Here is a 26987-nt window from a genome sequence, read left to right as displayed (position 1 = left end):
ATTCAAAATTAAGCAATGAGTAAATTTTCGTTTTTCAAAACTTCAATGCCAAAAAGTCGAAAGGCGGATTATCATCTAGGATGTCTTGATGGTTCTGTTTTTATGGATTTTAATTTATCAAAAGACAAGAGAATATATTTAAAAAGAATCTCTTTTGATGGCTATGGATGTTGTGAACTCGGAACTTCACATAAGTTAGATAAAGAAGGCTCAAAAGAATTTGTAACCATGATAGGTAAAGAACTATTAGACCAAGAGGCGATAGAGATTTTTTTGAAAAAAATAATCAAAATGAATGAAGAAGAAATTTGGAAAGATGCTTTGAAGGAATATGAATTAATAGAAAAGTAAAAACTGCACACAAGAAGCACTATGCGTCCATGCTCCTAACGTAGCACTGTGCATAGGGCAACCGAAAATACTAGATTAATGAAGCATTTAGAACAAACCTGGCGTTGGTACGGCCCTCAAGATCCGGTCAGCTTGGCGGACATCCGGCAAGCAGGGGCTACGGGTATCGTCACGGCCTTACACCACATTCCCAGTGGGGAGGTTTGGCCGGTAGCCGAGATTCAGAAAAGGCAGCAAGAAATTGCGGACAATGGCCTGCACTGGTCGGTGGTGGAAAGCATTCCCGTACACGAAGACATCAAGCGAGCGACGGGCGATTACGAGCAGCACATCGCCAACTACCAACAAAGCATCCGCAACCTGGCGGCTTGTGGCGTCCGTATCGTTACCTACAATTTCATGCCCGTGCTCGACTGGTCGCGCACCGAGTTGTATCACCCCATGCCCGACGGCTCGACGGGGCTTTATTTTGAAAAGGCCGCTTTTGCCGCCTTCGATTTATTCCTTTTAAAGCGCGCTGGTGCCGAGGAGGATTACAGTGCCGAAGAACAACAAAAGGCAGCAGATGCCTTCGCTAGAATGGACGAAGCTGCGCGCCAAAAATTGATAAAAAACATCATCGCCGGCTTACCCGGAGGCACGACGGAAGGCGTACTTGACCTCGAAAGGTTCCGCGCTATTTTAGCGACTTACGATGGTATAGACGCAGATCGTTTACGTAAGAACCTCATTCATTTTCTGCAAGAAATCGCTCCTGTAGCGGAGGAAGTTGGTGTAAAATTAGCGATTCATCCCGATGATCCGCCTTTCCCGCTGTTGGGCTTGCCCAGGGTGGTGAGTACAGCACAAGATGTACAAGAGCTTATGCAGGCTGTTGCGTCCCCCTGCAACGGCCTGTGCTTCTGTACGGGTTCCTTCGGGGTACGCCCCGATAACGATTTACCACAGATGGTGGATCAGTTTAGCGACCGTATCCACTTTATCCACTTGCGGGCCACCAAGCGCGATGCCGAGGGCAACTTCTTCGAGGCCAACCACCTGGAAGGTGATGTGGATATGTACGCCGTCATGAAAAACTTGCTCCGGGCAGCGCACCAGCAAGGGGTAAATATCCCGATGCGCCCGGATCATGGCCATCAGATGTTGGATGATCTGCGTAAGCAAACGAACCCCGGCTACTCGGCAATCGGTCGCCTCCGGGGGCTGGCGGAATTGCGCGGTTTGGAGATGGGCATTTTAAGATCAGCGGAAAATTGAATAGTCTCATGAAATATTACTTTTACTTGCTGGCTTTTAGTCTCCTGCTCACGGCGGGTTCTTGTGAAAAATTGGGCAGTGCCAAGGTGGTTTACCTGGCGCATACTTTGCCCGTTACTCACCCTGTACACCAGGGCATGGAAGTTTTTGCCGCCAATGTAAAAGAGCAATCGGGGGGCACTCTGACCGTGAAAATTTTCCCCGACGGGCAGCTGGGTACCGAGCGGGAAGTGCTGGAACTGCTCCAGATTGGCAGCATCGCCATGACCAAGGTGAGTGCAGCAGCCATGGCCAATTTCGCACCAGAGTACCAGGTGATGGGCGTGCCTTACCTCTTTCGTGATAAGGATCATTTTTTCTCGGTATTGGAAGGCCCCACAGGTGAAAATATCCTCGAAGCAGGGAGTGAATATCTACTGAAGGGCCTGTGTTTTTATGATGCTGGTAGCCGCAGTTTTTATACCAAAAATAGGCCTATCCGCACGCCCGAAGATTTGCAGGGCATGAAAATACGGGTCATGAGTCACCAAATGTCCGTGGATATGGTCAATGAAATGGGGGGATCGGCTACGCCAATGGCTTACAGCGAACTGTACACTGCCCTGCAACAAGGCGTGGTAGATGGTGCCGAAAACAACCCTCCTTCTTTTGTGACCTCTGGCCACTACGAGGTGTGCAAATTCTATACCCTCGATGAACACAGTTCTATCCCGGATGTGCTGGTGATCGGCACCAAATATTGGGATACGCTCAATGCTCAAGAACAAGCATGGCTACGCGCTGCTGCCAAGGTTTCTGCTGCCGCCCAGAAGCAGTTTTGGGAAGAAAATGTAGCCGAATGCATGGCCAAGTTGGAAGCAGAAAAGGTGGAAATCATTCGCCCGGATAAAAGCTTATTTGCGAATAAGACACAAGCGGTATTAGAGGCGTTCAGCAAAGACCCGCGCATGAAAAAATTGGTAGAAGAAATTCAGGCACAGTAAAAAACGAGCGTGATGATAAAAATATACAAGCACCTGAATGGGCTAATTGAAAAGCTGCTGGTAAGCATTTTTGCTTTGCTGGTTGTCGATGTACTCTGGCAGGTATTTGGGCGCTACGTGCTCAATCAGTCCTTTTCCTTTACGGAAGAGTTTGCGCGCTTTGCGCTTATCTGGCTGGCGGTATTAGGAGCGGCTTACCTCAACGGACGGCGGGAGCACCTGGCGATGGATTTTTTGCTCAATAAGCTTTCGCCAGAACGTCAGCAGCAACGCTTGCAGGTCATTGAAATGCTGATGATGATCTTCGCCCTGGTGGTGATGGTCGTAGGCGGAGGCAACCTGGTGTATACGACGCTAAGTTTGGGCCAAACTTCGGCAGCAATGCATATTCCTCTGGGATACATTTACGCCATTGTGCCTGTCAGCGGCTTGCTGATCATGTTTTTTTCCGTTTGCAATATTGCCCACTACCGCGAACAGAAGAGCCTCCTCTGATCAAAAAATACAGACCATGTCTATCGAACTCATCAGTATTCTGCTGCTTTTTCTGAGCTTCTTTTGGTTGCTGGGCTACGGGGTGCCGGTTGCCTACAGCATTGGTATCTCTACCACACTGACCATTTTACTCAATATTGCCTTGGTGCCGGGTATCACTACGGTGGCCCAACGAATGACAACGGGGATTGATAGTTTCGCCCTGCTGGCGATCCCCTTTTTCGTCCTGGCGGGCGAACTGATGAACCAAGGAGGCGTCGCGAATCGACTCGTCAATTTCGCCAAATCTTTGATGGGGAGTCTTCCCGGCGGTTTGGCTTACGTCAATACGCTGGCGGCTATGTTGTTTGGTGCTATTTCGGGCTCCGCAGTAGCCGCCGCCTCTGCCATCGGTAGCGTAATGACGGACCGGATGGAAGAAGAGGGTTATCCGCGCCCCTTCAGTGCAGCCCTCAATATCACGGCTTCTACTACGGGCCTGTTGATTCCGCCCAGCAATGTGCTGATCGTGTACGCGCTGGCCAGTGGAGGGGCGGCTTCGGTAGCGGCCTTGTTTATTGCGGGTTACATTCCGGGGATTTTGGTAGGGCTTGCGTTGATGATTGTAGCAGCCATCGTCGCGCGCAAGCGTAAATTTCCGAAAGGAGAAAAAATAAAAATCAGTCAGGTGTGGCTGGATTTTCGGCGGGCATTTTTTAGTCTACTGATGCTGGTCATCATTGTAGGAGGCATTGTACAAGGTGTTTTTACGGCTACGGAAGCCGCTGCGGTAGCGGTGCTCTATGCTTTGATACTAGGCTTTAGTTATAAGACGATACGCTTTAGTGATTTGCCTGGAATCCTACTCAACAGTGCCAAGACGACAGCGATAGTGCTGTTTCTGATTTGCACTTCCATGGCCATGTCCTGGTTGTTTTCTTTCGAAAGTATACCCCAGTTGATGACTGGCTTTCTGCTGGAGACAGTCAGTAGCCCGGTCTTGATTTTCCTGCTCATCAACCTGACTTTATTGATCGTCGGTACTTTCATGGACATGACGCCGGCGGTACTGATTTTTACGCCCATTTTCCTGCCGGTGGTGACCCAACTAGGTATGGATCCCGTTCATTTTGGGATCATTATGGTGCTGAATCTGTGCATCGGGCTGTGTACACCGCCAGTGGGAACCATTCTCTTTGTGGGAGCGGGCGTCGCCAAAATATCGGTCTCGAAAGTCATTAAACCGTTGATGCCTTTTTTGTTGGCAATGATCGTGATGCTTTTGGTCGTCACCTTTTTCGAGGGGCTTTCGCTATGGTTGCCGAGCCTCTTTAAGTTAACGTGAGGTTTACCTTGTCTGTATGACCTGAAAGGAGGCCTCGTGAAAGTAAACCTCACTTTGGTAGAAGGTAAAGGGATTTTGATAGTCCTAAAATTCAACATTATACCAAGTACCAAGTACCTCGTACCATGTACGGTGAGGTTTTAGTTGCTCAGATCGCTAATAATGAGGTGATTAGACTAAAACCTCACATTAATAAATAGAAACAAATGAAGAAAATTGTAACTTTTGGAGAAATCATGCTGCGTCTGAGCCCTCCAGGCTGGAAGCGTTTCTCTCAAGCCAACAGCTTTGAGGTCGTCTATGGTGGCGGTGAAAGTAACGTTGCCGTATCGCTGGCCAACTATGGTCTGCCTTCGGAATTTGTGACGCGCCTGCCCGTTAATGATCTGGGGGATTGCGCCCTCATGGAGCTACGCAAACGCGGGGTAGCCACCTCGAATATTCTTCGTGGTGGAGAACGCCTGGGGATTTATTTTCTCGAAACCGGTGCCGTAAGCCGGGGTAGTAAAGTGGTCTACGACCGCGCACATTCGGCGATCTCCACCATCCAGCCGGGAATGCTTGACTGGGAAAAGATTTTTCAGGATACGCAATGGTTTCACTGGACGGGAATCACGCCCGCCATTTCTCAAAGTGCGACCGATGTTTGTCTGGAAGCCATTCAGGTGGCCAACCGGATGGGGATCACCGTCTCTACCGATTTGAACTACCGCAAAAACCTCTGGAATTACGGCAAGCATCCCGAGGAAGTGATGCCCGCCCTCGTAGAAGGCTGTGATGTGATTTTAGGCAACGAAGAAGACGCCGAAAAACACTTCGATATTCATCCCGAAGGGGTCGATGTAACACAGGGAGAATCTATGAATGCGGGTGCCTATGTATCGGTATGCCAGCAGTTGATGAAGCGTTTCCCACGCTGCAAAAAGGTGATTGTGACCTTGCGTGGCTCAATCTCTGCCTCTCACAATACCTGGTCGGGGATGCTGTACGATGGTACGAAAATGTACGAAGCCCCCACTTATCAAATCACCCACATCGTCGACCGGGTCGGCGGTGGCGACAGCTTCATGGGCGGCTTGATTTATGGATTGATTCAATACGAAAACGATCTCCAAAAAGCACTGGATTTTGCGGTAGCAGCTTCCTGCCTAAAGCATACCATCTTCGGCGATGCCAACTTGGTGACGATAGACGAGGTAGAAAAATTAATGGCTGGCGACGCTTCCGGGCGGGTGAGTCGGTAAAGTTGTGTTCGTCCCGAAGGATCGGGATTCGCGGTGGTGCGCTCCCGACGAAAGGTCGGGATTGCGGTGGTACCGCCGACAGAGTCGGCACTACCGCGATAGCACCCCCGCGAGGCACGAGCTTTCATAGGAAGAGCACTAAAAAAAACAATTATGGCAAAATTTACAAGAATAGAGGTGGCCCAAACCATGGCTGCGACCGGAATGGTACCTCTTTTTTATCACGCGGATGTAGAAGTTGGTAAGCAGATATTGAAGGCTTGCTACGCGGGCGGCGCACGCTTAATGGAGTTCACGAATCGTGGTGACTTTGCGCACGAAGTATTCGGAGCCCTCAATAAATACTGTCTGGCTGAACTGCCGGAGATGATCTTGGGGGTAGGTTCGGTGACGGATGCCGGCACAGCTTCTTTATATTTGCAACTGGGTGCTAACTTCGTGGTGACACCTGTCTTGCGAGAAGACATCGCTTTGGTATGCAATCGCAAAAAAGTACTCTGGTCCCCCGGTTGTGCGAGTCTCACGGAAATCTGTCGGGCAGAAGAGCTAGGGTGCGAAATCGTCAAGCTCTTCCCCGGTGATGTGTATGGCCCCGGCTTTGTGAAAGCCATCAAAGGCCCACAGCCCTGGACGAGCATCATGCCAACAGGGGGCGTTTCACCAACGGAAGAGAATCTGGCAGCCTGGTTTTCGGCAGGCGTGACCTGCGTGGGGATGGGGTCTCAGTTGATTTCTTCCACCATCCTGAAAACGGGTGACTACGCCTTACTGGAAGAACAAACTCGAGCAGCATTGGCTATCATAAAATCAATCAAAAAAACATGAACATCCTCAACGCATTTGACCTCAGCGGAAAAACTGCCCTCGTGACCGGCTGTAAACGCGGCATTGGAAAAGCTATGGCCCTGGCCCTGGCGGAAGCTGGTGCTGATGTGATCGGCGTATCCGCTTCGCTGGCTTTGCAAGGCAGTGAGATTGAAAAGGAAGTATTGGCTTTGGGTCGAAAATTTAAAGCTTATCAGGCGGATTTTTCCAACCGAGCAGCGCTCTATGCTTTTATTGAAGAAGTAAAAGCAAAAGAAGCTCCCGTAGATATTCTGGTCAACAATGCTGGAACGATCCTGCGCGCGCCCGCCGCGGAGCATTCGGATGATTTTTGGGACAATGTGCTGGACGTCAACCTCAATGCACCATTTATTCTGGCGCGGGAATTTGGTCGGGATATGCTGGAGCGGGGAGGTGGTAAAATTATTTTCACCGCTTCACTACTCACTTTTCAGGGTGGCATAACGGTGCCGGGTTACGCGGCCAGTAAAGGTGCTGTTGGTAGTTTGGTCAAAGCTTTATCCAACGAATGGGCTGGTCGTGGTGTTTGTGTCAATGCCATCGCACCGGGCTACATCGCTACGGACAACACCCAGGCTTTACGCGAAAACCCGGAACGCAACGATGCCATCCTGGCCCGTATCCCGAGCAATCGCTGGGGGACGCCTGCCGATTTTAAAGGACCAACGGTCTTTTTAGCCTCTTCGGCGGCGGATTATGTCAGCGGCGAAGTGCTGGTGGTAGATGGTGGGTGGATGGGGAGGTAAGGTGAGGCTTGCCTTTGAGGGTATAGTGTGGTAGTGGTTTTGAAAGCAAGCCTCACTGTACTGGGTACTTGGTAGAGAGGGTATAGGGACTTTGATGGCCGAAGATTTGATTAATTACGAACTAAAAAACTCAAATATGAAAACGATAGAACAACGTTACGAGGCCAGTCCTCGGGAAGTAGAAAGGATGAACACGCAAGAATTGCGAAATGATTTTTTGGTCCAAAACCTGTTTGCTGCGGGGGAGATGAATTTCGTATACAGCCACTATGATCGGATGGTGATGGGAGGCGCAACGCCTACATCGGCTGCGATTGTTTTGCCCAATTATGAGACCTTGAAAAGCGAGTTTTTCCTGCAACGACGTGAGCTTGGGATCATCAATATCGGAAGTTCCGGCAGCATCACGGCGGATGGAGAAACGTACAAACTGGACAAACTGAGCTGCCTCTATCTGGGCAAAGGCACCAAGGAGGTAAGCTTCCAATCGGCAGCGGCGGATAGTCCGGCACAGTTTTTCCTTTTCTCGGCACCAGCACACCAGCCGTTTCCAAATAAGATGTTTACGAAAGAAGACGCTGCACCCGTAACCCTCGGAGCTACCGAAACCGCCAACCGTCGGACCATCTACAAATACATCCACGACGCGGGCATCAACAGTTGCCAGGTAGTGATGGGGCTCACCGTGCTACAGGACGGAAGTGTCTGGAATACCATGCCCGCACACACCCACGACCGCCGCAGCGAGGTGTACCTTTATTTTGATGTGCCCGAAAACCAGGGGGTCATGCACTTCATGGGCCGCCCTTCTGAGACACGCCATTTGTGGGTAAGTGATCGGGAGGCGATCATCTCTCCGCCGTGGTCAATCCACGCGGGGTCAGGTACCGCCAGCTACTCCTTCATCTGGGCGATGGCCGGCGAAAACAAAGATTTTACGGACATGGACTTTATTGAGTTGAAGGATATTCGGTAGGGGGGATAGTGCTTCCGACTTTTCGTCGGAATACTCGTTCCTCGGGGTATTACCCTTCCGGTAAATCGGAATCGCGGTGGTGTTTTTAATAAAGTTCTACGGTTGGGACACATTTCTACAAAAAAAGACAGGCTCAAGAAGAAACACCTCGGAGAGGTGAAATATTGATAGAACAAGAATAAAGGAAGGTGACACGACCTCGGATGAGCCCGTCTGGCTAAGGCTTGCCGGACAGGGTCGCACACTAGGAAATATCGGCCTCTATTTTGATGATTTCTATCCAAGCAGTCAATGTAGATGGATATTCGACCCCGTCTGGCCGCCGGACAGGCTCATCCGAGGTCGATTTAACTCCAATGATACGGTTCTACCAATTTAAGACCTCTCCGAGGTCAAAACACATAGATGTGTACCCAACCGTAGCACTAAAGCTCGTTCCCCGCGAAGAATGAGCTCACTCCGTTTTTATCGATTCCACCGGATTAGCCAGCGCTGCCTTTACAGTTTGTAAACTGATCGTAATCATCGCAATCCCAACGGCAATGGCGCCTACGATTGCGAATACCCATGGCTTGAGCTCGGTATGGTAGGCAAAGTTTTGCAACCATTGCTGCACGCCCCACCAGGAAAGTGGGATGGCGATGATCGCTGACCAAACTACTAAACGCAGGAAATCACGGGAGATTAAAGCGACAATATCGGTAGCGGCAGCGCCCAATACCTTGCGGATACCGATCTCCTTGGTACGCTGAAAGACAGTATGAGCGACCAAACCAAACAGCCCGATACAAGCAATAAACAAGGCGAGAAAAGTGAATACCTTGAAGGCTTCGCCAAACCGCTGTTCCGCGCGGTGGAGCTGTTGGAAAGCATCGTCCATGTATTGTAGATCAAAGGGGACTTGCGGGATGATTTTCGCCAGGGTTTGTTGGATGTGGGCCATCGTTTCCTCGGGTTTGTCAGCACTGATTTTCATTGCAATATTGCCGGCGTAGTAACTGCTGGTTCGGGTGTGAAAAGTGATGAACATGGGCTCAATCGCCAGATTAAAAGGCTGAAAGTGAAAATCCTTGACCACTCCGATTACTTTGCCATCACTGAAGGACTTTCCCGCGGCGGTGGTCCAGCCCATCCTTTTCAGGGCGGTCTCGTTGAGGATGTAGGTAGCGGCCGTGTCTGAAGGGAAATCTGACGAAAAATTGCGGCCTTCTATCAGCTCCATCTCCAGGAGGGGAATAAAATTTTCATCGGCCCGAAAACGATAAAAGGGGAGTTCTTGCTGCTGGGCATTGCCTTCCCACTCCTTTACAAGGCCTTGATTGTTGGTGTTGAGGGGAAGCACGTTGGTAAAGGCGACCTGCTCAATGTGCGGATCTTTCAGGAGTTCTTCCCTGATCGTAGTGGTTTTGTCATATAACTCCTGGTTGCGATAAGGCACGTATACGACTTGGTCACGAGTGTAGCCCAGTTGCTTGTTTTGGATGTATTGCAACTGTTGGTAAATAACAATACTACCAGTAGCCAAAACAATGGCCGCCGTAAACTGCCCAATGATGAGCGCATTGCGCAGCAGCCCCGACTGCTTTTGGGTGCCGAACCATCTTCCCTGCAAAGCCTTCATCGGGGTAACAGCCGACGATACCATCGCAGGGTACAAACCCGAGAGTCCGCCTAACAGCAGTGCCAGTAGCAAAAGGGTTCCCAGGATCATCTTGTTGCCACTAAGGAGAAAAGGCATGTTCAGGTCCAGTAAACGGTTAAAGGAAGGCAGCAGCAGCCTGGCCAAACCGACCGCTAGTAACAAGCTCACCCCAGTCACCAGCATGGATTCCGTCATGAACTGATGGACCAATTGCTTCCTTTTAGCGCCCAACACTTTGCGGACGCCTACTTCCTTGGTGCGCTGTTGAAAACGCGCTGCCGAGAGGTTCATGTAATTGATCAGCGCCAGGAAAAGAATGATAAAAGCAATCGCTGCTGATAGGTAGAGGTACCGAATATCGCTCCTGCTACCTTCTCCGAAATTTGCTTTTGAGTGTAGATAAATATCGGTGAGGGGTTCGAAAAAAAAGCTCACAGAGAAGGGGAGTTCTGCGTAAGCGGCTTTGATTCTATCATCAAAAACCGACATCTTTTTTTCCAACTGTTGATAATCGGTGCCTTTTTTCAGGAGGGCATAGGCTTCGTAGTTGTTGCTTGCCCAACGTTGCGCCTTGGAATCTTGCACGTATTCATTGTAGTTGTCGATGGACGCGACAAAATCAAAGGGAAGATGCTGGTTATCTGGCAGGTCTTCCATGACTGCTTTGACGGTCAATTGGCGGTCGCTGCTCAGTTTCATGGTTTTGCCAATGGGGGAGGTGTTGCCAAAATATTTTTCAGCCAACGCTCTGGTAAGAATGATGGCGTCTTTGTCGGCCAGTGCCGCCTTGGCGTTTCCTGCGATGATCGGGTAGGTGAAAACATCAAAAAGCGATGGGGTAGTGTACAAACCTTGTTCATAAAAGACCTGCGATTCTTTACTAAAAAGCGTGGGCAGCACCGAGAAGGTGACCGTTTTTTCGACCTCTGGAAAGGTAGCTTCCAAAGCGGGCCCAATGGTTGCAGGAGCTACGGCAAACTGGTCGGTGCCGCGAAAAGTATTGCCTTTTTGAGTTTGGGCAATCCGATAAATACGATCAGCATGTTCGTGTTGCCGGTCATAGCTGGATTCGTATTGGATATAGAGCGCCAAGAGCAAAAAACAGGTAAGCCCCAGCGTCATGCCCGTAATGTTGATCAAAGAATACCCTTTTTGCTTGAACAGGTTGCGCCAAGCTACTTTTAAATTGGTTTTGAACATAAAGAAGGGATTAAGGGAGCTGAGCAAATCTTCGCGCAAAGCAAACGGGCGAAGGTAATTGAGCACCTGTAGCCAGTAGTGAAAATTGGCTTGTCGGGGAGAACGGTTTTCCAGAAGGGCAAAATACCTTTCTTCCAGATCACCAGCGACTTCTTCCTGGAGCTCCTCCTTTAAAAACCAAAGTAAAAAACGGGTTGCGGCCTGTGGCGGCTGGATGTTGTTGTGCTCCATGAAATAAAGATTGACGCACTTAGAAGTTGAAGCTCAAAGAAAAGCCAGGATACTGGTCCCATAGCGACAAACGAAGGTCGCGTGCCTTTTTCAGGGCCGTTTCCCCCGCAGCAGTAATTTCGTAGATACGCTTGCGGCGACCTCCGCGCTGGGCCGTCGGTTCTCCCATTTTTGATTTCAGGAACCCCTTGTCAGCCATCCTGCTCAGGGTAGCGTGTACCGCACCGATGGAGGCCGATTTTTTAGTTTGCACCTCAAATTCATCAGCAATTTTCAACGCGTAGGCATCCTCTCCCAGAATGCCCACCAGTAATAGAATTACTTCTTCGAATTCGCCGAGTCTGGTTTCGTTCTCACTCATTTAATTGATATATCTTACCTTATTGTAGAACAAATATAGGTGGGAAATTTTATTTTATCTACAATTTAGAAAGAAATAATGTTTTATGCTAGAAATATGCGAGTTGTACTATCTTGGTTTTATAAGAAAAGGTAAGACTATATGAAGCGCTGAAACCTGTCGGGAAATAAACTACTTCTCTCTGCGGCAAAATAGATAAAAAGAGAATATGACCTTAAGTATCTTCGGTGGTTCAAAAAAAACTAAAACCCTCACAAAATGTTCGCTCAACTCATCCGCTGGCTCAAACGACTAACTGATACTACAGCCCCAGCGCGCAGTCTGCCAGATAAAGCTCGGGAGTTATTGATGCAGGGAGAGTTGTCAGCAGCTTCTTAAATGGTTTGATGTCGAAATTGAGTTGCGAAAAATCGATTGGAGATATTCAGCAAGAAGTGAGAAAATTATTGGAGGAAAAATAACATTTGTAACAAACGAACCTCAGTTATTTAAACAATCAAAATGACTCGAAATTTCCTTTGGAAAGCCCTGCCCATCGCTTTGCAACCCGCAATAGAAGCCGTCGAAAACGGGGTGGTCAGCCTCTATTCTTACACGACCATCTTGCGGATGATGGCCTTGGATAATCCCGATTTCTCGGAAATCCTGGAACGCGAGGGTGTATCTTTGACAGAACCGCCAGCGCACGATCAGTTGCTGTCGGTCAATTCCTGTTGGTTTCAACAAGGAGAGGTAGTGCCTACGGCGGCTACGCTTGCAGGTCTGAAAGCCTTTGGTGTACAACCTGTAGAAGTCAATTTTCGGGAGGGTACCTCAGCTGCAAAGGCCATCAACGAGGCCACTGACCAAGGTACCCAGGGGCGGATTCCTGAGATGCTGCCAGCAGAAACCCTAGCCGAAGAGTTGCGAGAAACGATTGCGCTTTATCTCAATACGCTTTGCTACACCGGAGCCTGGCAAACGCCCTTTGATCCAGAGAGAACACAGTACGGAAACTTCTATACACCACAAGGTACCGTAACGCCGGAGTTCATGGTCTCTCAAGAAAAATTCAATACCGTCAATGGCTACGAAGACCTTTGCTCGGCTACGGTAGGCAACGTAATGAAGGATGGCCAAACCCTGTTTTGCGCCATGATGCCGCACGAGCATATCTCCATGTCGCAATTGCTCGAACGTCTCGCTCAAGGAGGGATCACCAGCTGGGGAGGGGCCGAATTTGAGCTCCATTTACCCAAATTCACCATCGCTGGAGCTACAAATCTATCCGCTTGGTTTCCTGCACTATTACCGACTTCTATGCCAGGCTTGGGCTGGTATGGTACTCCCGTAAGTGTTTTACAAAAAGCCAGTTTGAAAATTGATGAACAGGGCGTAGAAGCCGCAGCGGCTACTATGGCGGTAATGTCCAGGACTATTCCTCAGATGGTTGTTTTCGATCGTCCCTTTCTGGTGCTGATCCTCAATGGACAAGATGATCCCATCTTTGCGGCGGTGGTAAATAATCCAGTGGGATAGGGATTGATTTCAAACCATATAAGTTCATAAAAGAAAATATAAGCGCTTTTTATAATTCCTTATAATCCCTCGTATGGTTCAAAAAAAGCGAAAAATGTGCTATTTCTAATACAGCCCCTCCCCCCAAAACGTTCGGATTTGCAAATCAGAACGACGTACCTCCTTCCTGCCCCTACCTTTGTGTCATAATAATTTTGGAATCAAGAAATTTTCAATTACAAGTTATGAACACAAGGAAAATGAAAGCCATCGTCGCCACCAAATACGGTGGACCAGAAGTCTTGGAACTACAAGAGGTAGCTATGCCAAGCCCTAAAGCCAACGAAATATTGGTGCGTATTGATGCTTCGGTAGTCACCACTGCGGGAACGATGATGCGCACTGGCATCCCTTATATTGGGCGATTGTTTATGGGCTTTAGCAAGCCAAAATATCCGGTGACAGGAACAGGCTTCGCTGGTGAAATCATTGATGCAGGCAAAGACGTTACCAAGTTTCTTGTCGGAGAATACGTCTTCGGAGAGTCGATTTTTGGAGCAGGGACCAATGCCGAGTATTTGTGTATAGCCGAGGATGGTATTATCGCTACGCTTCCGGAGAACGTAAGCACGGCCGCCGCCGCACCGATTTGTGATGGCGCCCTGACGTCCCTGAACTTACTGCGCGAAGTAGCCGGTATCCAATCAGGGCAGAAGGTCTTGATCATTGGTGCTTCCGGAAGCTTGGGAACTGCGGCAGTGCAATTGGCCAAGTACCTCGGTGCTGAAGTGACCGGTGTTTGTAGTACCGCTAACCTGGAACTAGTGAAGTCATTAGGCGCTGACGAGGTGATTGATTATACAACCACCGATTTTACCAAAAACGGAAAAACCTACGACATCATTTACGATACCATAGGGAAGAGCAGTTTTGGTAAGACAAAAGGATCACTTACACCCAACGGTACCTACCTCTCGCCGGTGCTTGGCCTGTCTTTGCTTTTTCAAATGCTCAGAACATCCATGTTTGGGAAGAAAAAAGCTAAATTCGACGCTACCGGTATGAAACCCGTACCCGAATTGAGAAAGATGTTGCTTGAGTTGCGTGAAATTCTTGCTGCCGGAAAGCTGAAAACGGTGATTGACCGAAAGTACCCTTTAGCAGAAGTGCCTGATGCACACCGCTATATTGATAAGGGCCACAAGAAAGGGAATGTAGTGATTACGATGGCTTAAGACGGTTGGGTATAGAGATGCCTAGCGATTGCATCGCTGCTTTAAGCATGAGATAAGGGGGGACTATGGTAATATCAATCATCAAAAATGCTATAAAAAACAGAAAAATGTCAGCACAAACCTATCTCGATGCCACCCAGGAGGCAGCACGAGCCTTTTACCAGCAATACCATGGTCAGGGAGAAATCGTCATGCTCAATCTACTGAAATTTCGCGAGGTGGCGGATTATTCGGCGAACCCTGAATTGGCACCTCTTGAGGCTATTTCAGGCAAGGAAGCCTACCAACGCTATATGAAACACACAAGCCCCTTTTTGCAGGAGGCTGGTGGGGAATTGCTGTACGTTGGTGAAGGCGGTTCCTTCCTGATTGGTCCTGAGGGAGAAGGTTGGGACATGGTATTGCTCGTCAAACACCGTAGCGCAGAAGTCTTCATTAGCTTTGCGCGTAACGAAGGCTACCTCAAAGGCATCGGTCACCGGACAGCAGCGCTGGCAGATTCGCGCTTGTTGCCGATGAAATAGAAAATCTCGGACGACTCGTCCGAGATTTTTGCTTAAAATCAGCCTTGTACTAATAAGCACTCAACACATTGTACAAGTCGCGGTATGCTTCGTCGCCTGCCCGGTAGCGTATTTTCTGACGATGCAAATCGATCTGGATAAATACATTGCGGCTGGCATCGTGGAGGTAGACCGACCACTCGTCACGGTGGGTTTCACGGAAGTGGTACCAGTTGCCTTCATCGCTGAGTTCTTTCCAAACATTGTTGGCTACCTCGGTAAACTGTCCGATGCGTAAGCCTTCACTGTTGCCGGAAATGACGCCCATAGCGTTGTAGCCGTTCATTTTGTCTTGGAATTCGGCGATCGCCACCGTACGATTAGAATAGATCAGCTCGCGGCGATGCAGGTCAATTTGCAGACGTTCTTCCCCTGCTTTTAAGTAAACCGACCATTGGTCGCGGTGTGTTTCCTCCCATTCTCTGGTCGTATTGGCAAGGGAGCGGGTAGATGCCGTAGATGCTGTTCTGGCCCGACTTACGGGTTGGGTACTAGCAGGAGTTGCTCCCATTTGTGTCAGTTCTACCCATTGGGTTGGGCTGGTCTGCGTAAGGGTAATGGTCTGTTTACCATTGGTACCTCTAGCTTTATAGGTAGACCAACCCGCACCCGCAGGCCGAGGGTAGCGTAGGCTAGTGCTGGCGCCGTTTACATTGAAAAGGAAATTGCGGTTGTAGTACATTTTTTTGGTGTGCAGATCAATCTGTATTGCAGCACCATTGCTTTTGGTGAGATACACCGACCATTCGTCGCGGTTATTCTCCGTAAAGGTATCGTGTACCTGCCGGCTATTGCCTTTGTATTCCGCCCAGGTGGTAGGGCCGGTTTGCTCAAAAAAACCAGATTCTGTCCCGCTGTAGGCTACTGAACGAACATTATAACCATTGACCATTTGTGCCTTTAGGCTAAAGCCAAAGCTGAGACAAACCAAAAGAACAAATAGTCCTTTATGAAAAGAGCTAAATCGAAGAGAATGAATAGTAATCATAGGGTTTTGATTTTTAGTAAAAAATTGGATATAGGTCATAAGTGGAAAAGGTTTTAGGTGTTTTGCTTTAAGTCTTATTTTAATCAAGAGGAGGTTGGTGACAGACAGTCAACAGCCTTTCTTCCTAATGATGACTGCAAGTTGGGGGCAATGACGTTGTTTTCCCAGGCTGCCGGGATAGGTGGCTCCTCCTCGGGGGCGGTAGGCAGGTTTTTCAGTATAAGTGGTCAGTGCGATAGAAGCGACAGGAAATTAGCGTAATTTGACCTCGAAGAAGTTAACAAATGACCTTCCGTATGATGCAATTGAAACAGCGACTTCATCAGACTTGCCTGGCCAACCTCGCCGCTAAGATGACCGATCTACAAAAGGCCATCGACTCGATTGAGGAATCCAAGCGGAACGAAACCAAAAGCAGTGCCGGTGATAAATACGAGACGGGCCGTGCCATGATGCAGATGGAAGCTGATAAAATAACTGCCCAATTAGAGTTGGCGAAGCAAACGCACAGCCAGCTCCTGCAAATCAATCTTGAGCAACACCATGGCCACATCCGCCAAGGTAGTTTGGTGGTTACCGATCAGCGGACGTATTTTCTGTCAGTGAGCCTGGGGCGAGTCGTCGTATCGGAAAAGGAATGTTTTTGTCTTTCGTCGGATGCGCCCATTGGGCAGCTGCTGCTGGGGAAAAGGGTAGGGGAGGAGATTGTCTTTAATGGTAAGAAAGAGAAGATTCTTGAGGTTTATTGAGCCGCTCTTACCTCTTCAATTTTTTGTTCGTCTGGTAGAAGTTGATGTCCTTTTTGGCGACCCAGTGTATGAATTTACGCATTTCTTCGTGTTCCCTCAGTTTTTCTGCGGTATGGAATTCATCCCTGAGCTCTTTTTCCGTGAAAACAGAGTGGATCTTTTGGTGACAGATATTGTGGATCAGAATCGTATCGGTATGCTTCCCGCCTCTGGATTTCGGGATAAGATGATGTTTGGAAACGCGTTTGCTATTTCCTAGTGGTCGTTGGCAGATCGGGCAATGTTGGTCGTCCATGGCGAAAGGGGTGTGGTCGCTTTTTTTTAATCGGCTAAGTAAACGCCTCGTTATTAGAATAGAGTTCCCTTACTCCCTCAAATAATACCCATAAGGCGTCACAAACGTCACCTTCTCCTCGACGAGAAAAAGGATAATTCTTTTAAACGCCTCAAAGCGGCTTTCATCTTCCACCCAGCTGCGGGGATGTCCCTGGATGACCAGCACCGGTTCGTTTTTGAACTGTTCGTAACCCTGTTTGAACTGTTCAAAATCGGGCTGGTGCACAGGGTATTCGATATTAACTTCCGCAATTCGTGGCAGCAGAAATTTGTCAGTCGAGCAATCTGTTTCCTTGTACATCCAAACTTTCAAATCCGGGATTTCAGCCAGCGCGCTAGCGGTGTGTTGGTCGGTAGAATTGTAAGGCGCACCGAAGGAGCGAAGTGTGATACCTAATTTTTCCTGGGCAAGCTGCTGGGTATTTAGCAAGCTTTCCGTTTGTGCAGCCAGGTTTTCGCCCCGGTATTCCCTGATCTCTACCTCCTCTTCTTGATGACGGCAATGGCAAAAACCGTGGTGCCAGATTTCGTAACCTTCCTCGTGGCGTTGTTTGATCCAGTTAAAATAGGTGGAGTCTCCCTCCTCCAATGAATTACCAACAATGCCTATGGTTCCTTTTACCTTCATGCTATTCAGGAAATCCACCACTTGTATCCAACCGGGGTGTACCAACCCGTCTTCAAACCAGAGGTCATCCAGTTTTAAAATAACCATTGGCCTCGTAGAGCCTGCAGGCCTGTTTTTGGTGGTACTACAACCATTCAGTAGCAGGATGAATACCACAAAAAAAATCGAAAAGAAGGAACGCATCCGTTTTTTTTCAGGCAGCATCATTGTTGGGGCTTTGATTTTATAGTCACAGCGTGATCTTAATAGCAGCGGCTTTGTTATAGCTCTTGCAGGCTTTAAAAGTAAAAAGAAAAAAATGCTATCCAACCCCTTGGTCCTAAGTTTTATCATCTCAATGACTATCAATGTGATAGTGTTTATCATCGCCTATAAGTACCAAACGGATAAGCTTACAGACCTGACCTATTCCTTTACTTTTTTGTTGATTACCATTGCGTTTTTCTTTTTTGCAGGAACCGTTGATCATATTTACCGTGTACTGATTGCGCTAATGCCCAGCCTCTGGTCGATCCGATTAGGAAGCTACCTTTTTACCAGAGTTTTAACCAAAGGAAAAGACCACCGTTTCGACGAAATGCGCCCGGTATGGTGGCGCTTTGGTAGCTTCTGGGTGATTCAAGGCGTAAGTATTTGGGTGATTCTACTACCGGTAGTCATTGCACTCACCGCCACCCAGGCGCAAGTAGAGGAAGCTTCACTCTCCGTAAGTTTGCCCATTGGAGCAGCCATTTTTCTTTTTGGCTTACTGGTGGAGACGGTTGCTGATGCTCAAAAATTCAAGTTCAGAACCACTGCTGGCAACGAAGGTAAATTCATGGAAGAAGGCCTCTTTAGTATTGTACGTTTTCCCAATTATACGGGAGAAATTTTAGTTTGGCTAGGCATTTTTATCGCTTGTACCCCCGTATTAACCGGAGTGGAATGGTTGGCCATGATTAGCCCCGTTTGGATCACCAGCCTCCTCCTTGGCTTGAGTGGCATCCCGCTGTTAGAAAAATCCAATGAGGAGAAATACGGCCACCTGCCTGCCTTCCAACAGTATAGGGCGAGTACCGCGAAGCTCATTCCTGGCGTCTACTAGAGATTTCCCCACGCTCCCGAGAATCGGGAGAAGTCACCCCCGTGAGCGCAGCGAATACCCCCACGATCCCGAGAATCGGGAGAGTACCCCCGCAAACGCAGTGAGCACTTCCCGCGAGCGCGAGCGAGCACTCCATGAATTCCCATAGTTTTCATCTATCAGAATTACCGGATACCTCTACCCCAGGCGTCGTGTAATTTTGCAGAGGAGATCCAAAACGGCTGTCCAATGCATTATTCAACCAAAAAACCCTATGCTTATGCGTTATCTTTACCTGCTATTCCTTTTGGGCATTATTGCCAGTCCGCTTTCGGCTCAGGTCGTTGTAGAGCCTATCACTCCTTTTGATTTTGCGACCAACTTCCGCGATGTTTACGTCGATGACAGTGGCAATGGCTGGGCTGTCGGAACTTGCAATGTGCTAGCTCGCACGACCAATAATGGCCAGAATTGGGAACTACTCCCTTCACCCGAAGGGCTGGACTTTGACCTAGTCGCCTGTAAACCCGGCACCGATTGTCAGACCATTTTTCTAGGGGTTGACAATCTGGTATTACGTAGTACCAATGGTGGCCAAAGCTGGTCTTCTACCGAGATCACTTACACTGCTGGCCGCGAATTTCATTTCCTCGGTGATGATGTTATCGTCCTCTCCCATGGCGATCAAGGCTATTGGCGGAGTACTGACGGTGGCGATACCTGGACAGAAAACCTCCTGGATTTTTACTACCGCGATCGCATACATTTTCCAACGGCCACCACAGGTTACCTCTTTCAACAAGGTGGCCCATTGCTAAAAACTACGGACGCTGGTGCTACCTGGGACTCGATCTACCAGTTTGATGTAAATGCCTTTTACGGTACCTGGCTAAATGAGAATGTTGGCTTCATGTACGATCAAAACCGCCGTATTTTTAAATCCACCAACGGTGGCAGCAACTGGATGCTGGTGACGGATACTGGTGTGCCGGGAAACATTCGCCGTATGGAAGCACTTTCCGAAACCCATCTGGTAGCTTACGTTTTCCCTAGTAATATTTTTATTTCTATGGATGGAGGGGTGACCTGGTCGAACAATGAAAATGTCGGAGAAAGTCTCCAAAATGGCCAGTTTGGCCTCCGTTTTGAAGGAATACATCGCTTGGGCAACCGCTTTTGGCTGGCCAGTTGGGGAACCGAAATCCTGTATTCTGAAGATGCTTTGCAGACGGCTACCAGTCAGTTTCCTGCCCCACGACCCAGCCTCGAAAAAATAACTTTTCCTACCAACCAGGTTGGCTACGCTTTACAGGAGCGATTTGGTATGATGAAAACCACCGATGGTGGGAATACCTGGAATCCAATTACGACGAACTTCTACACCGTCAGCCGCGATTTTCTGGTGTTAGACGAGCAGACGGTAATCATTCCCTACAACAGCTCAGGTCCCCAAATTACAGAGGATGGCGGGCAGACGTGGTCGGCGCTTTTCCCCCAAGAAATCCAGGATACCGTTTACGTCTTCAGTATTGAGCAGTTGCCTGGTGGACGGCTTTACCTGTTTGGTTCTGTCCATGGTGCTTATTCCGACGATGGTGGGCAGAGCTGGGAGGTTGTGTATCACGAGCTCAATAGTTTTCCTCGTTGTATGCTGTTCCTGGATGATCAAAACGGCTTTGTAGGCTTTGATGGCGGGCGGCTTGCCGCTACTACCAACGGTGGTGAAAGCTGGACGCTGGTCACCAACGGGGAGTTCACAAACCAGCCCATTTCCAACTTGTTCGCCTTGAACAGTACCACGATTATGAATACCGTCAGCGGCTCAACACGCTGCTCTTCCGATGGTGGACTCACCTGGAGCACCGATGCCTGTGGTGGCGTAACTGCCCCGGGAGAAATAGTCGTAGGTCCCGATGGTGCCTATTATTCTGGTGAGCTTTTCCCGTCACAGCAAGACTTACTGTCAAACATCCAACGCTCTTTGGACCAGGGCCAGACCTGGGAACCCGTTGCCGGATTTTGTACCTATGCCATCCCTGGTGCCGTAACGCCTGATAATCGTTACCTCTACGTTTACCAAACGGCAGGCTTCCTCGGGCGCGTAGATTTAGACGCCATCGTAAGCACCGAAACACCACGCTCAGCTATTGAAACGGCTAAGGTTTATCCCAATCCTACGCATGGAGTGCTACAGGTAGAATTGCCCCAGCAGGCAAGCAGGGCGCAACTGAACCTTTACAATCTACAAGGTCAATTGGTCAAGCAGCAAGTCGCCAATTCCAATATGGAGACGATGGATTTATCCAATTTACCCGCAGGTATGTACTTGCTCCGTGTGCAAGGTGAAGGCTGGATGCAGAGCGCTCGCATCATGGTAAGCAATCGCTAGATTGGACTTAAGGTGCCCGCTGCCAGTTCAGCTCGTAGAAGGATTTCTGGTAGAAAGTAGAGGGACAGTACAGACCAATTTGTAGAAGATATTTTATCATCAATCGCTGTAAAAAGCAGGGTAATGGTAGCAATAATTACCTTTCAGTAACGCTATCCCCATACCATCTACCCCTAGTGACGCGAAGCGGAGCGAATCCCTCAACAGACTTTCAGCGAAAGTCCGTTGAGGGATTCTGTGGTTCAAGAAAATACTCCTCTCATAATCCCTTATATGGTTCAAAAGCACCCCCCTCTAGTTTTTAGTATAAAACCCCAAATGGTTCACTGGAAAATTCCATAAAAACCCGTACCTTTGCGCCCTCAAAATCAAGGGATTGCCCTTGATGGAAACCTCAAGAAGCATGATCACAGTTAGCGATTTGGCGCTCCAGTACGGTAAGCGTGTTTTATTCAAGGATGTAGACATTAAATTCAACCAAGGCAATTGCTACGGTGTCATCGGTGCCAATGGTGCTGGGAAGTCTACTTTTTTGAAGATTCTCTCCGGTGAAATTGACCCCAATCATGGGCATATCATTTTTGAGCCTGGCAACCGGATGGCCGTACTGAAGCAGGACCACTTTGCTTACGAAAACGAGCAGGTACTTAATGTCGTCATCATGGGGCACCAAGAGATGTACGACATCATGCAGGAGAAGGACGCCATTTATATGAACCCCGATGCTACTGAAGCCGAGGGCATGCGAGCAGCCGAACTAGAGAACCGCTTTGGAGAAATGGGTGGCTGGAACGCAGAAAGTGACGCAGCCGAACTCCTTAGCAACATGGGCATTAAGGAAGAGCTGCACTACCAGAACATGTCAGACCTGAGTGGGGCAGAAAAAGTAAAGGTACTACTGGCACAAGCCTTGTTTGGCAACCCGGATATGCTCCTCCTCGATGAGCCTACCAACGACCTCGACGCTAATACCATCACCTGGCTGGCCGACTTCCTCGCTGATTTCAAGAACATGGTGATCGTCGTATCGCACGACCGTTACTTCCTGGATATGGTGTGTACCCACATCGTAGATATCGATTACCAAAAAGTCAATATTTACACTGGTAACTATACCTTCTGGTACGAATCTAGTAAGCTAAAGGCTGCCCAGATTGCCAATAAGAACAAGAAGACCGAGACCAAGCGTCAGGAGATGATGGAATTTATCCAGCGTTTCTCCGCCAACGCGTCCAAGTCTCGCCAGGCTACTTCTCGTAAGAAAGCCTTGGAAAAGCTCAATATGGAGGAAATCAAGCCCTCCAGCCGCAAGTATCCGTTCATCAGCTTCCAGCCCGAGCGCGAGCCCGGTGACCAAATTTTGCGGGTCGAAGCGCTGAGCAAAAAAGACGAAAACGGAGATTTGCTTTTCAGCAATGTTTCCTTCACGATCAATCACGGCGAGAAGATTGCCTTGTTAGGGGAAAGTACGGCCCTCACCGCTTTGTACGAAATTCTGGCGGGTGAACTCAAGCAGGATAGTGGCATCATCGAGTATGGACAAACCATCACTACGGCTTACGTGCCCAACGAAAATCAGCGTTACTTTGCCGGCGACCAGGATCTTGACCTGATCAACTGGCTACGCCAGTACTCCGAAAACAAAGAGGAGCAATTTATCCGTGGCTTCCTTGGCCGGATGTTGTTCTCTGGCGAAGAAGTGTACAAAAAATCCAGCGTATTGTCCGGAGGAGAAAAGGTACGTTGCATGATGTCGAAGGCCATGTTGGCTCACCCCAACTTCGTCCTCCTCGACGAACCGACCAACCACCTTGACCTGGAGTCGATCACCGCCCTCAACGAAGCCATGCGCGACTTCAAAGGCAACATGATCTTCACCTCACATGATCATCAACTGACGCAAACCGTCGCCAACCGCATCATCGAAATCACCCCTTACGGCATCATCGACAGCCTCATGGATTTTGATGATTACCTCAAGTCAGAAAATGCCCGGGAGCAGCGCGAGAAGCTGATGAGCAAGGCGATGGCATAGGATGTGCGAGTATTTACCACATGGGTCAGGAAGAAAAGACCCATGTGGTAAAATAAAAAACTAAATCCCCGCCAACTCCGCACGAATATCCCGCAGACGACCTGGGCGATAATCCAACGTGATCAAGAGGTCGTCGGTGATGATGACTTCCTGGCTAGAGAGATAAGCCTTCTTGTCCTGTACTTTGATGGCCATGATTTTGGCCGTTTCCCCTACGGGTACCCGCGAAAGGACAAAACCTTCCTGATTTTGATAAGGCATCCGCAGGATGATGTTGCGCTCGGGAATCATGAGGAAGACCATGGCTTTGGCATCCGTCTCGGTAGCGTTTTCACGTACAGCCAATGGCGTAGTGGGTACCGTCTTCAGAAACCGGTCAATATTGGCCCAACCCATCTGGTTGATATTGAAGAAATAGGTGCTCACTACGCTGGCGTCTACCTGTCCCAGGGCCTCCATTTGGCGTTCGTAAGCCTCCAGTTTCCGGCGGCGGTAACCTTCGTAGCCCGTGCTGTCGCGTGTGTATTTGCGTTGGGCTATCGCAAAGGCCGAATCGGCTCTGGCTTTCATGTATTCGTATACGGGGCCAGTGGTGATGAAGCCGTTCTCGTCTATTTCGTTCCTGCGCATCTCTTCGTATTCCTCCATCGCCAGGTCGTATTTTACTAAGGACTGGTGGTAATTGGCAAGCCTTTCCTCGTAGTTTTTGATGGCTTCTTCGTAGCTGATGCGGCGTTCTTCCCTTTTTTCGGCGGTGCGCTCGTCTTGGGTAGTTTTGCCCATAAAGATTTTTTCCAGACCACGTGGGTAGTAAGCGATGTTGTCGTAGTCAGGTTCACGTGGGCGGACGGGTTTTGTACCATTGGGTGCTTTGGGAAGCCGGGGGTCTGCTTTGTCGTCCGATTGCTTGAGATAGTTAAAGGCAAAATCTTGCCATGACGGAGCGATTGGCCGGGGAGCAAAGGTCAGATGAGGCAAGCGGTTTTGTATGGGAGCTTCGGAATTGGCCCAGTCGATATCGGCGTTTTCTTCGCCGTGTGCTTGTCCGTAAAAGAGCGACATATCCTGGCGAAACTCGGGAGTCGGTACGGAAGATGCAATCGAGCTGCCAGGTTTGAGTTGCAGGCGTTCTCCGTTTTGATAGGCATTGATTTGCAGCATTCCTCCTGATTCCAGGATACGGTCTTGGGCGGTGGTGGTCAGCCCCATGCTGATCATATCGCCGAGCGTGTAGCATTCGGTGAGTTCTACCTCTACCTGGCCAATGACGTCTTCACCAGCAGCATTGACGAAGCTATTGGCGGGGAGGTAAAACCGTCCTCCTTTTTGGCCTTCGATCAATTGGTCTTGATCGGTATCAATGGTGTACTTTTGGGCGAGTGGCTGTGCCAGGCTATCCCGTAAGCTGCTAATCCCTTGCCAGTACCAACCACTGACGATGACATCTACCCGGCGGTTATCGCGCTGTAGTTCTTCGGAGTGGCGATCATTGCCAGCTTGCCGCTCACCCAGGGCCAGGGTGCGCATACCATCGGTGGTGATATCCTGTTGTTGAAGGAAGTTGGTGACGGATTGGGCACGGTCTTGTGCCAGGCGGTCGTTGTAGCGGCTCGTGCCTCGGCTATCGGTATGGGCTGCAAGTTCGAGACGATAATCGCCCATGCTTTGCAGTTGGTCGATAAGTGTTTGAAGTTGTGCTTGAGCAGTCGCATCAAGATCAGCGCTGGCTCTCTCAAAATAGACCGAAAAGTGTTGGGATTCGTTGGCTGGATAGTTGTTTTCCTGTGCTGACAGGTTACCAAAAATGGTAAAAAGCAATAAAAAAGGTAAGAGGTATTGGCGCATACTTAAAAGGGTTTTGGATTTGAAATTGGTGGCCTTGCCTGTGTTAATAACGGAATTTACTGAAAAGGTAACGTACGCTAGATGTATTTTTGAAAAAAATGGTGCAATAAGCCCCTTGGACGGGTAAGGATTTAAGTGACGGAATCAACCACCAACCAACCATCAAACCACTAATCATGAAAAACCTGTTTATCTGTTTTGCGATGCTGTGCAGCCTCGGCCTCTGGGGGCAAAATATTTACGTACGTGCTTATGCCGCTGACAAAGGGGGCTGGATCGTGACGCCGGAGGGAGAGACGCTTTGCGAACTTCCTGGTGGATGGCGTGTGTCGGGGCATGATGCTGCTATGGCTCCGGTAGAAGAATGGCCAATGTTGTTATGGCGACGCGGAGCCTACCCCGCACCCAATAAATATGCGTTTTTGCACCGGGATGGTAGCTTGGAGGAGCTACCGCAATTGACGTGGGCTAGAGAAATGGGCCACCAACTACTGGCCGCAATCATGAACGGTGAGCGAGGCGTACTTTACCACAAAGATGGTCGCGTGCTGGGGAGAGGATTGAATATGCTGAATGATTTTGATGAACGAGGACTAACAGTAGCAGGCTATGGTGGTTATCAGGGCTTGATAGATACTTTAGGGCAATTTTGTCTCGTACCACAATACCGGTCGGTTGTAAGCCTGGGAAAAAGCTGTTACGCCGTAGAAGACACCTTGCAGCAAAACTACCTGTTGCGCCTGAAAAACCATGATGGGCAAACACTGCGTTGGGATACGCTAGTAGACCTTTCGGCGAAAGAATGGAGCATCAACACCTCGCAGCCTTTTAGCGAAGATGGTTACCTCATGGTGCAGGGTAAAGACAAGGAACTAGTGATCCTGGATACCAATGGGCAACTGTTGGCACAGCAAATGACATTGGCATATCGCAATTGTCGGCCCTTTAGGGAAGGAAGAGCCATTGTGGGTACTGACCCCACAGGCCGCAAGCTTGGAGTTATTGATGAAGAGGGACAGTTGATTTGTGAACCCAACTACAACCATCTCTTGGATTATGCGTATCGCCGGGCCTTGGCTCAGGATACGATCACCGGGCAGTTTGGTTACCTCAACCCGGAAGGACAATGGGCGATCGCTGCACGCTACTGCGAGGCCACTAGCTTCAGGCATGGCCTGGCCATTGTGAATGACCCCAAAATGCTAGATCTCTGTACGGGTAACGCCAGACAAAAGGGCGATATCTTGCACCAGCCAGGGCGTTTGACGTACAATCGGGTTATCAGAGATTACCAGTTGTTGGATACCAGCGGGCAGGTGGTCTGGCAAGATTCCTGCCGCGAAGTATGGCTGCCCGTGCCCGGCGTTGTGGGCTGCAACTATAACGAAGGGACCTACGTGCCAGCCTATCGGTTGGAATGGCTCGCGACAGGTAAGTACTGGTTGAGCCCCGATTTTGTGTTTACCCGCTGGGAACAAGTAGCGGAAGCCACTAACGAAGAAGTAATACGCCTGAATTTGGGAGCTCGGCGCTGGCAGATGTTCCGTCAGCAGGTGTACCCCTTGCCCCACGATTTTGGTCAGCGTCTGCCTGCGCTTGGAGCTTTGGAAGACTTGAACCTGGACTTTCACTTGATGACAACTGCCTGGGAGACGATACTGGGGAAGAAAAGCCTCCGTAAATTGCACTTGCGCCACTGCCAACTTACCGTACTTCCCAAGGAATTGAATGATTTGGAACAGTTGGAAGAATTGGATGTCTCAGAAAATGAACTGACAGAATTACCGCGTAGTATTTTCCGAATGAAACACTTACAGGTGTTGAATATAAAGGATAATCCACTGCCTCCCAGCCTGATTCCTCGCTTGCGCAAGGCCCTGCCGGATACGGAGATCGTTTATAAATAAGCACTGTATGTTAATAGAACCTTTGTGTGATTTAAATCACTAAAGGAGGCTAATAAATGTAATAGTATTACCCTCATTAAAGCTACATCTTTGCAT

Annotated in this window: 23 protein-coding genes; 17 read left to right on the top strand and 6 right to left on the bottom strand. The window is 49.1% G+C overall.

The window, feature by feature from the left end; translation table 11 throughout:
• Positions 1-15 precede the first annotated feature (15 nt).
• From AB0L18_RS03890 to kduI, 9 genes are all read left to right on the top strand, one after another.
• Positions 16-351, top strand: coding sequence for a hypothetical protein (locus tag AB0L18_RS03890; RefSeq protein ID WP_367391269.1), 336 nt, complete (start codon positions 16-18; stop codon positions 349-351).
• A 78-nt stretch (positions 352-429) separates the two neighbouring features.
• On the top strand, positions 430-1608 hold the full coding sequence (uxuA, locus tag AB0L18_RS03885; protein ID WP_367391268.1) for a mannonate dehydratase: 1179 nt from the start codon (positions 430-432) through the stop codon (positions 1606-1608).
• 8 nt (positions 1609-1616) lie between these two features.
• Positions 1617-2591 (top strand): TRAP transporter substrate-binding protein, encoded by a 975-nt coding sequence (locus AB0L18_RS03880; RefSeq protein WP_367391267.1) that lies wholly within the window; start codon positions 1617-1619, stop codon positions 2589-2591.
• Positions 2592-2603: 12 nt separating this feature from the next.
• Entirely contained in the window at positions 2604-3086 is a 483-nt protein-coding gene (locus tag AB0L18_RS03875) for a TRAP transporter small permease (protein WP_367391266.1), read from the top strand.
• Positions 3087-3102: 16 nt separating this feature from the next.
• The gene (locus tag AB0L18_RS03870) at positions 3103-4410 is read left to right on the top strand and encodes a TRAP transporter large permease (RefSeq protein ID WP_367391265.1); all 1308 of its coding nucleotides are present in this window, start codon (positions 3103-3105) and stop codon (positions 4408-4410) included.
• Between the two features lie 206 nt (positions 4411-4616).
• Positions 4617-5654 (top strand): PfkB family carbohydrate kinase, encoded by a 1038-nt coding sequence (locus tag AB0L18_RS03865; RefSeq protein WP_367391264.1) that lies wholly within the window; start codon positions 4617-4619, stop codon positions 5652-5654.
• Positions 5655-5807: 153 nt separating this feature from the next.
• Complete coding sequence (locus AB0L18_RS03860; RefSeq protein WP_367391263.1) at positions 5808-6479, top strand: bifunctional 4-hydroxy-2-oxoglutarate aldolase/2-dehydro-3-deoxy-phosphogluconate aldolase; 672 nt, start codon at positions 5808-5810, stop codon at positions 6477-6479.
• A 2-nt stretch (positions 6480-6481) separates the two neighbouring features.
• Positions 6482-7246, top strand: coding sequence for an SDR family NAD(P)-dependent oxidoreductase (locus AB0L18_RS03855; protein WP_367393131.1), 765 nt, complete (start codon positions 6482-6484; stop codon positions 7244-7246).
• A gap of 136 nt (positions 7247-7382) precedes the next feature.
• Entirely contained in the window at positions 7383-8222 is an 840-nt protein-coding gene (gene kduI, locus AB0L18_RS03850; protein ID WP_367391262.1) for a 5-dehydro-4-deoxy-D-glucuronate isomerase, read from the top strand.
• A gap of 454 nt (positions 8223-8676) precedes the next feature.
• Here the strand turns inward: kduI and AB0L18_RS03845 are convergent, their stop codons facing one another.
• Both AB0L18_RS03845 and AB0L18_RS03840 read right to left on the bottom strand, forming a co-directional pair.
• A complete protein-coding gene (locus AB0L18_RS03845) occupies positions 8677-11295 on the bottom strand; it encodes an ABC transporter permease (protein WP_367391261.1) in 2619 nt (872 codons plus the stop codon).
• 19 nt (positions 11296-11314) lie between these two features.
• Complete coding sequence (locus AB0L18_RS03840; RefSeq protein WP_367391260.1) at positions 11315-11656, bottom strand: PadR family transcriptional regulator; 342 nt, start codon at positions 11654-11656, stop codon at positions 11315-11317.
• A gap of 501 nt (positions 11657-12157) precedes the next feature.
• Between AB0L18_RS03840 and AB0L18_RS03835 the strand changes: the two genes are divergently transcribed.
• The 3 genes from AB0L18_RS03835 to AB0L18_RS03825 all read left to right on the top strand — a co-directional run bounded on the left by AB0L18_RS03835 (position 12158) and on the right by AB0L18_RS03825 (position 14912).
• Positions 12158-13174 carry a serpin family protein gene (locus AB0L18_RS03835; RefSeq protein ID WP_367391259.1) on the top strand — a complete coding sequence of 339 codons (1017 nt, stop codon included), beginning with the start codon at positions 12158-12160 and terminating at the stop codon, positions 13172-13174.
• A 224-nt stretch (positions 13175-13398) separates the two neighbouring features.
• Positions 13399-14388 carry an NAD(P)-dependent alcohol dehydrogenase gene (locus AB0L18_RS03830; protein ID WP_367391258.1) on the top strand — a complete coding sequence of 330 codons (990 nt, stop codon included), beginning with the start codon at positions 13399-13401 and terminating at the stop codon, positions 14386-14388.
• Positions 14389-14495: 107 nt separating this feature from the next.
• Complete coding sequence (locus AB0L18_RS03825) at positions 14496-14912, top strand: DUF1330 domain-containing protein (RefSeq protein ID WP_367391257.1); 417 nt, start codon at positions 14496-14498, stop codon at positions 14910-14912.
• Positions 14913-14961: 49 nt separating this feature from the next.
• Here the strand turns inward: AB0L18_RS03825 and AB0L18_RS03820 are convergent, their stop codons facing one another.
• On the bottom strand, positions 14962-15939 hold the full coding sequence (locus AB0L18_RS03820; protein WP_367391256.1) for a hypothetical protein: 978 nt from the start codon (positions 15937-15939) through the stop codon (positions 14962-14964).
• 296 nt (positions 15940-16235) lie between these two features.
• Between AB0L18_RS03820 and AB0L18_RS03815 the strand changes: the two genes are divergently transcribed.
• Positions 16236-16688: a 3-oxoacyl-ACP synthase gene (locus AB0L18_RS03815; protein WP_367391255.1), complete on the top strand. Its 453-nt coding sequence runs from the start codon at positions 16236-16238 to the stop codon at positions 16686-16688.
• 7 nt (positions 16689-16695) lie between these two features.
• On the opposite strand, the gene AB0L18_RS03810 is transcribed toward AB0L18_RS03815, so the two are convergent.
• Together AB0L18_RS03810 and AB0L18_RS03805 are read right to left on the bottom strand one after the other, a co-directional pair.
• Positions 16696-16983, bottom strand: a complete 288-nt coding sequence (locus AB0L18_RS03810; RefSeq protein ID WP_367391254.1) for an HNH endonuclease — start codon at positions 16981-16983, stop codon at positions 16696-16698.
• 69 nt (positions 16984-17052) lie between these two features.
• The gene (locus tag AB0L18_RS03805) at positions 17053-17859 is read right to left on the bottom strand and encodes a DUF2334 domain-containing protein (RefSeq protein WP_367391253.1); all 807 of its coding nucleotides are present in this window, start codon (positions 17857-17859) and stop codon (positions 17053-17055) included.
• 91 nt (positions 17860-17950) lie between these two features.
• On the opposite strand from AB0L18_RS03805, the gene AB0L18_RS03800 reads away from it, so the two are divergent.
• The 3 genes from AB0L18_RS03800 to AB0L18_RS03790 all read left to right on the top strand — a co-directional run bounded on the left by AB0L18_RS03800 (position 17951) and on the right by AB0L18_RS03790 (position 23139).
• Positions 17951-18736, top strand: a complete 786-nt coding sequence (locus AB0L18_RS03800) for a DUF1295 domain-containing protein (RefSeq protein WP_367391252.1) — start codon at positions 17951-17953, stop codon at positions 18734-18736.
• 259 nt (positions 18737-18995) lie between these two features.
• Entirely contained in the window at positions 18996-21104 is a 2109-nt protein-coding gene (locus AB0L18_RS03795; protein ID WP_367391251.1) for a T9SS type A sorting domain-containing protein, read from the top strand.
• 403 nt (positions 21105-21507) lie between these two features.
• Entirely contained in the window at positions 21508-23139 is a 1632-nt protein-coding gene (locus tag AB0L18_RS03790; protein WP_367391250.1) for an ABC-F family ATP-binding cassette domain-containing protein, read from the top strand.
• Positions 23140-23199: 60 nt separating this feature from the next.
• Here AB0L18_RS03790 and AB0L18_RS03785 read toward each other — a convergent pair whose 3' ends face one another.
• The gene (locus tag AB0L18_RS03785; protein WP_367391249.1) at positions 23200-24984 is read right to left on the bottom strand and encodes an OmpA family protein; all 1785 of its coding nucleotides are present in this window, start codon (positions 24982-24984) and stop codon (positions 23200-23202) included.
• Positions 24985-25160: 176 nt separating this feature from the next.
• Here AB0L18_RS03785 and AB0L18_RS03780 point away from each other — a divergent pair, with 176 nt between their 5' ends.
• Positions 25161-26891, top strand: a complete 1731-nt coding sequence (locus AB0L18_RS03780) for a WG repeat-containing protein (protein WP_367391248.1) — start codon at positions 25161-25163, stop codon at positions 26889-26891.
• Positions 26892-26987: the final 96 nt, after the last annotated feature.

The sequence above is a fragment of the Lewinella sp. LCG006 genome (assembly GCF_040784935.1).
Taxonomy (GTDB): domain Bacteria; phylum Bacteroidota; class Bacteroidia; order Chitinophagales; family Saprospiraceae; genus Lewinella.
The sequence above is the reverse complement of the archived record's forward strand: the minus strand, read 5'-3'. Positions and strand labels throughout refer to the sequence as shown.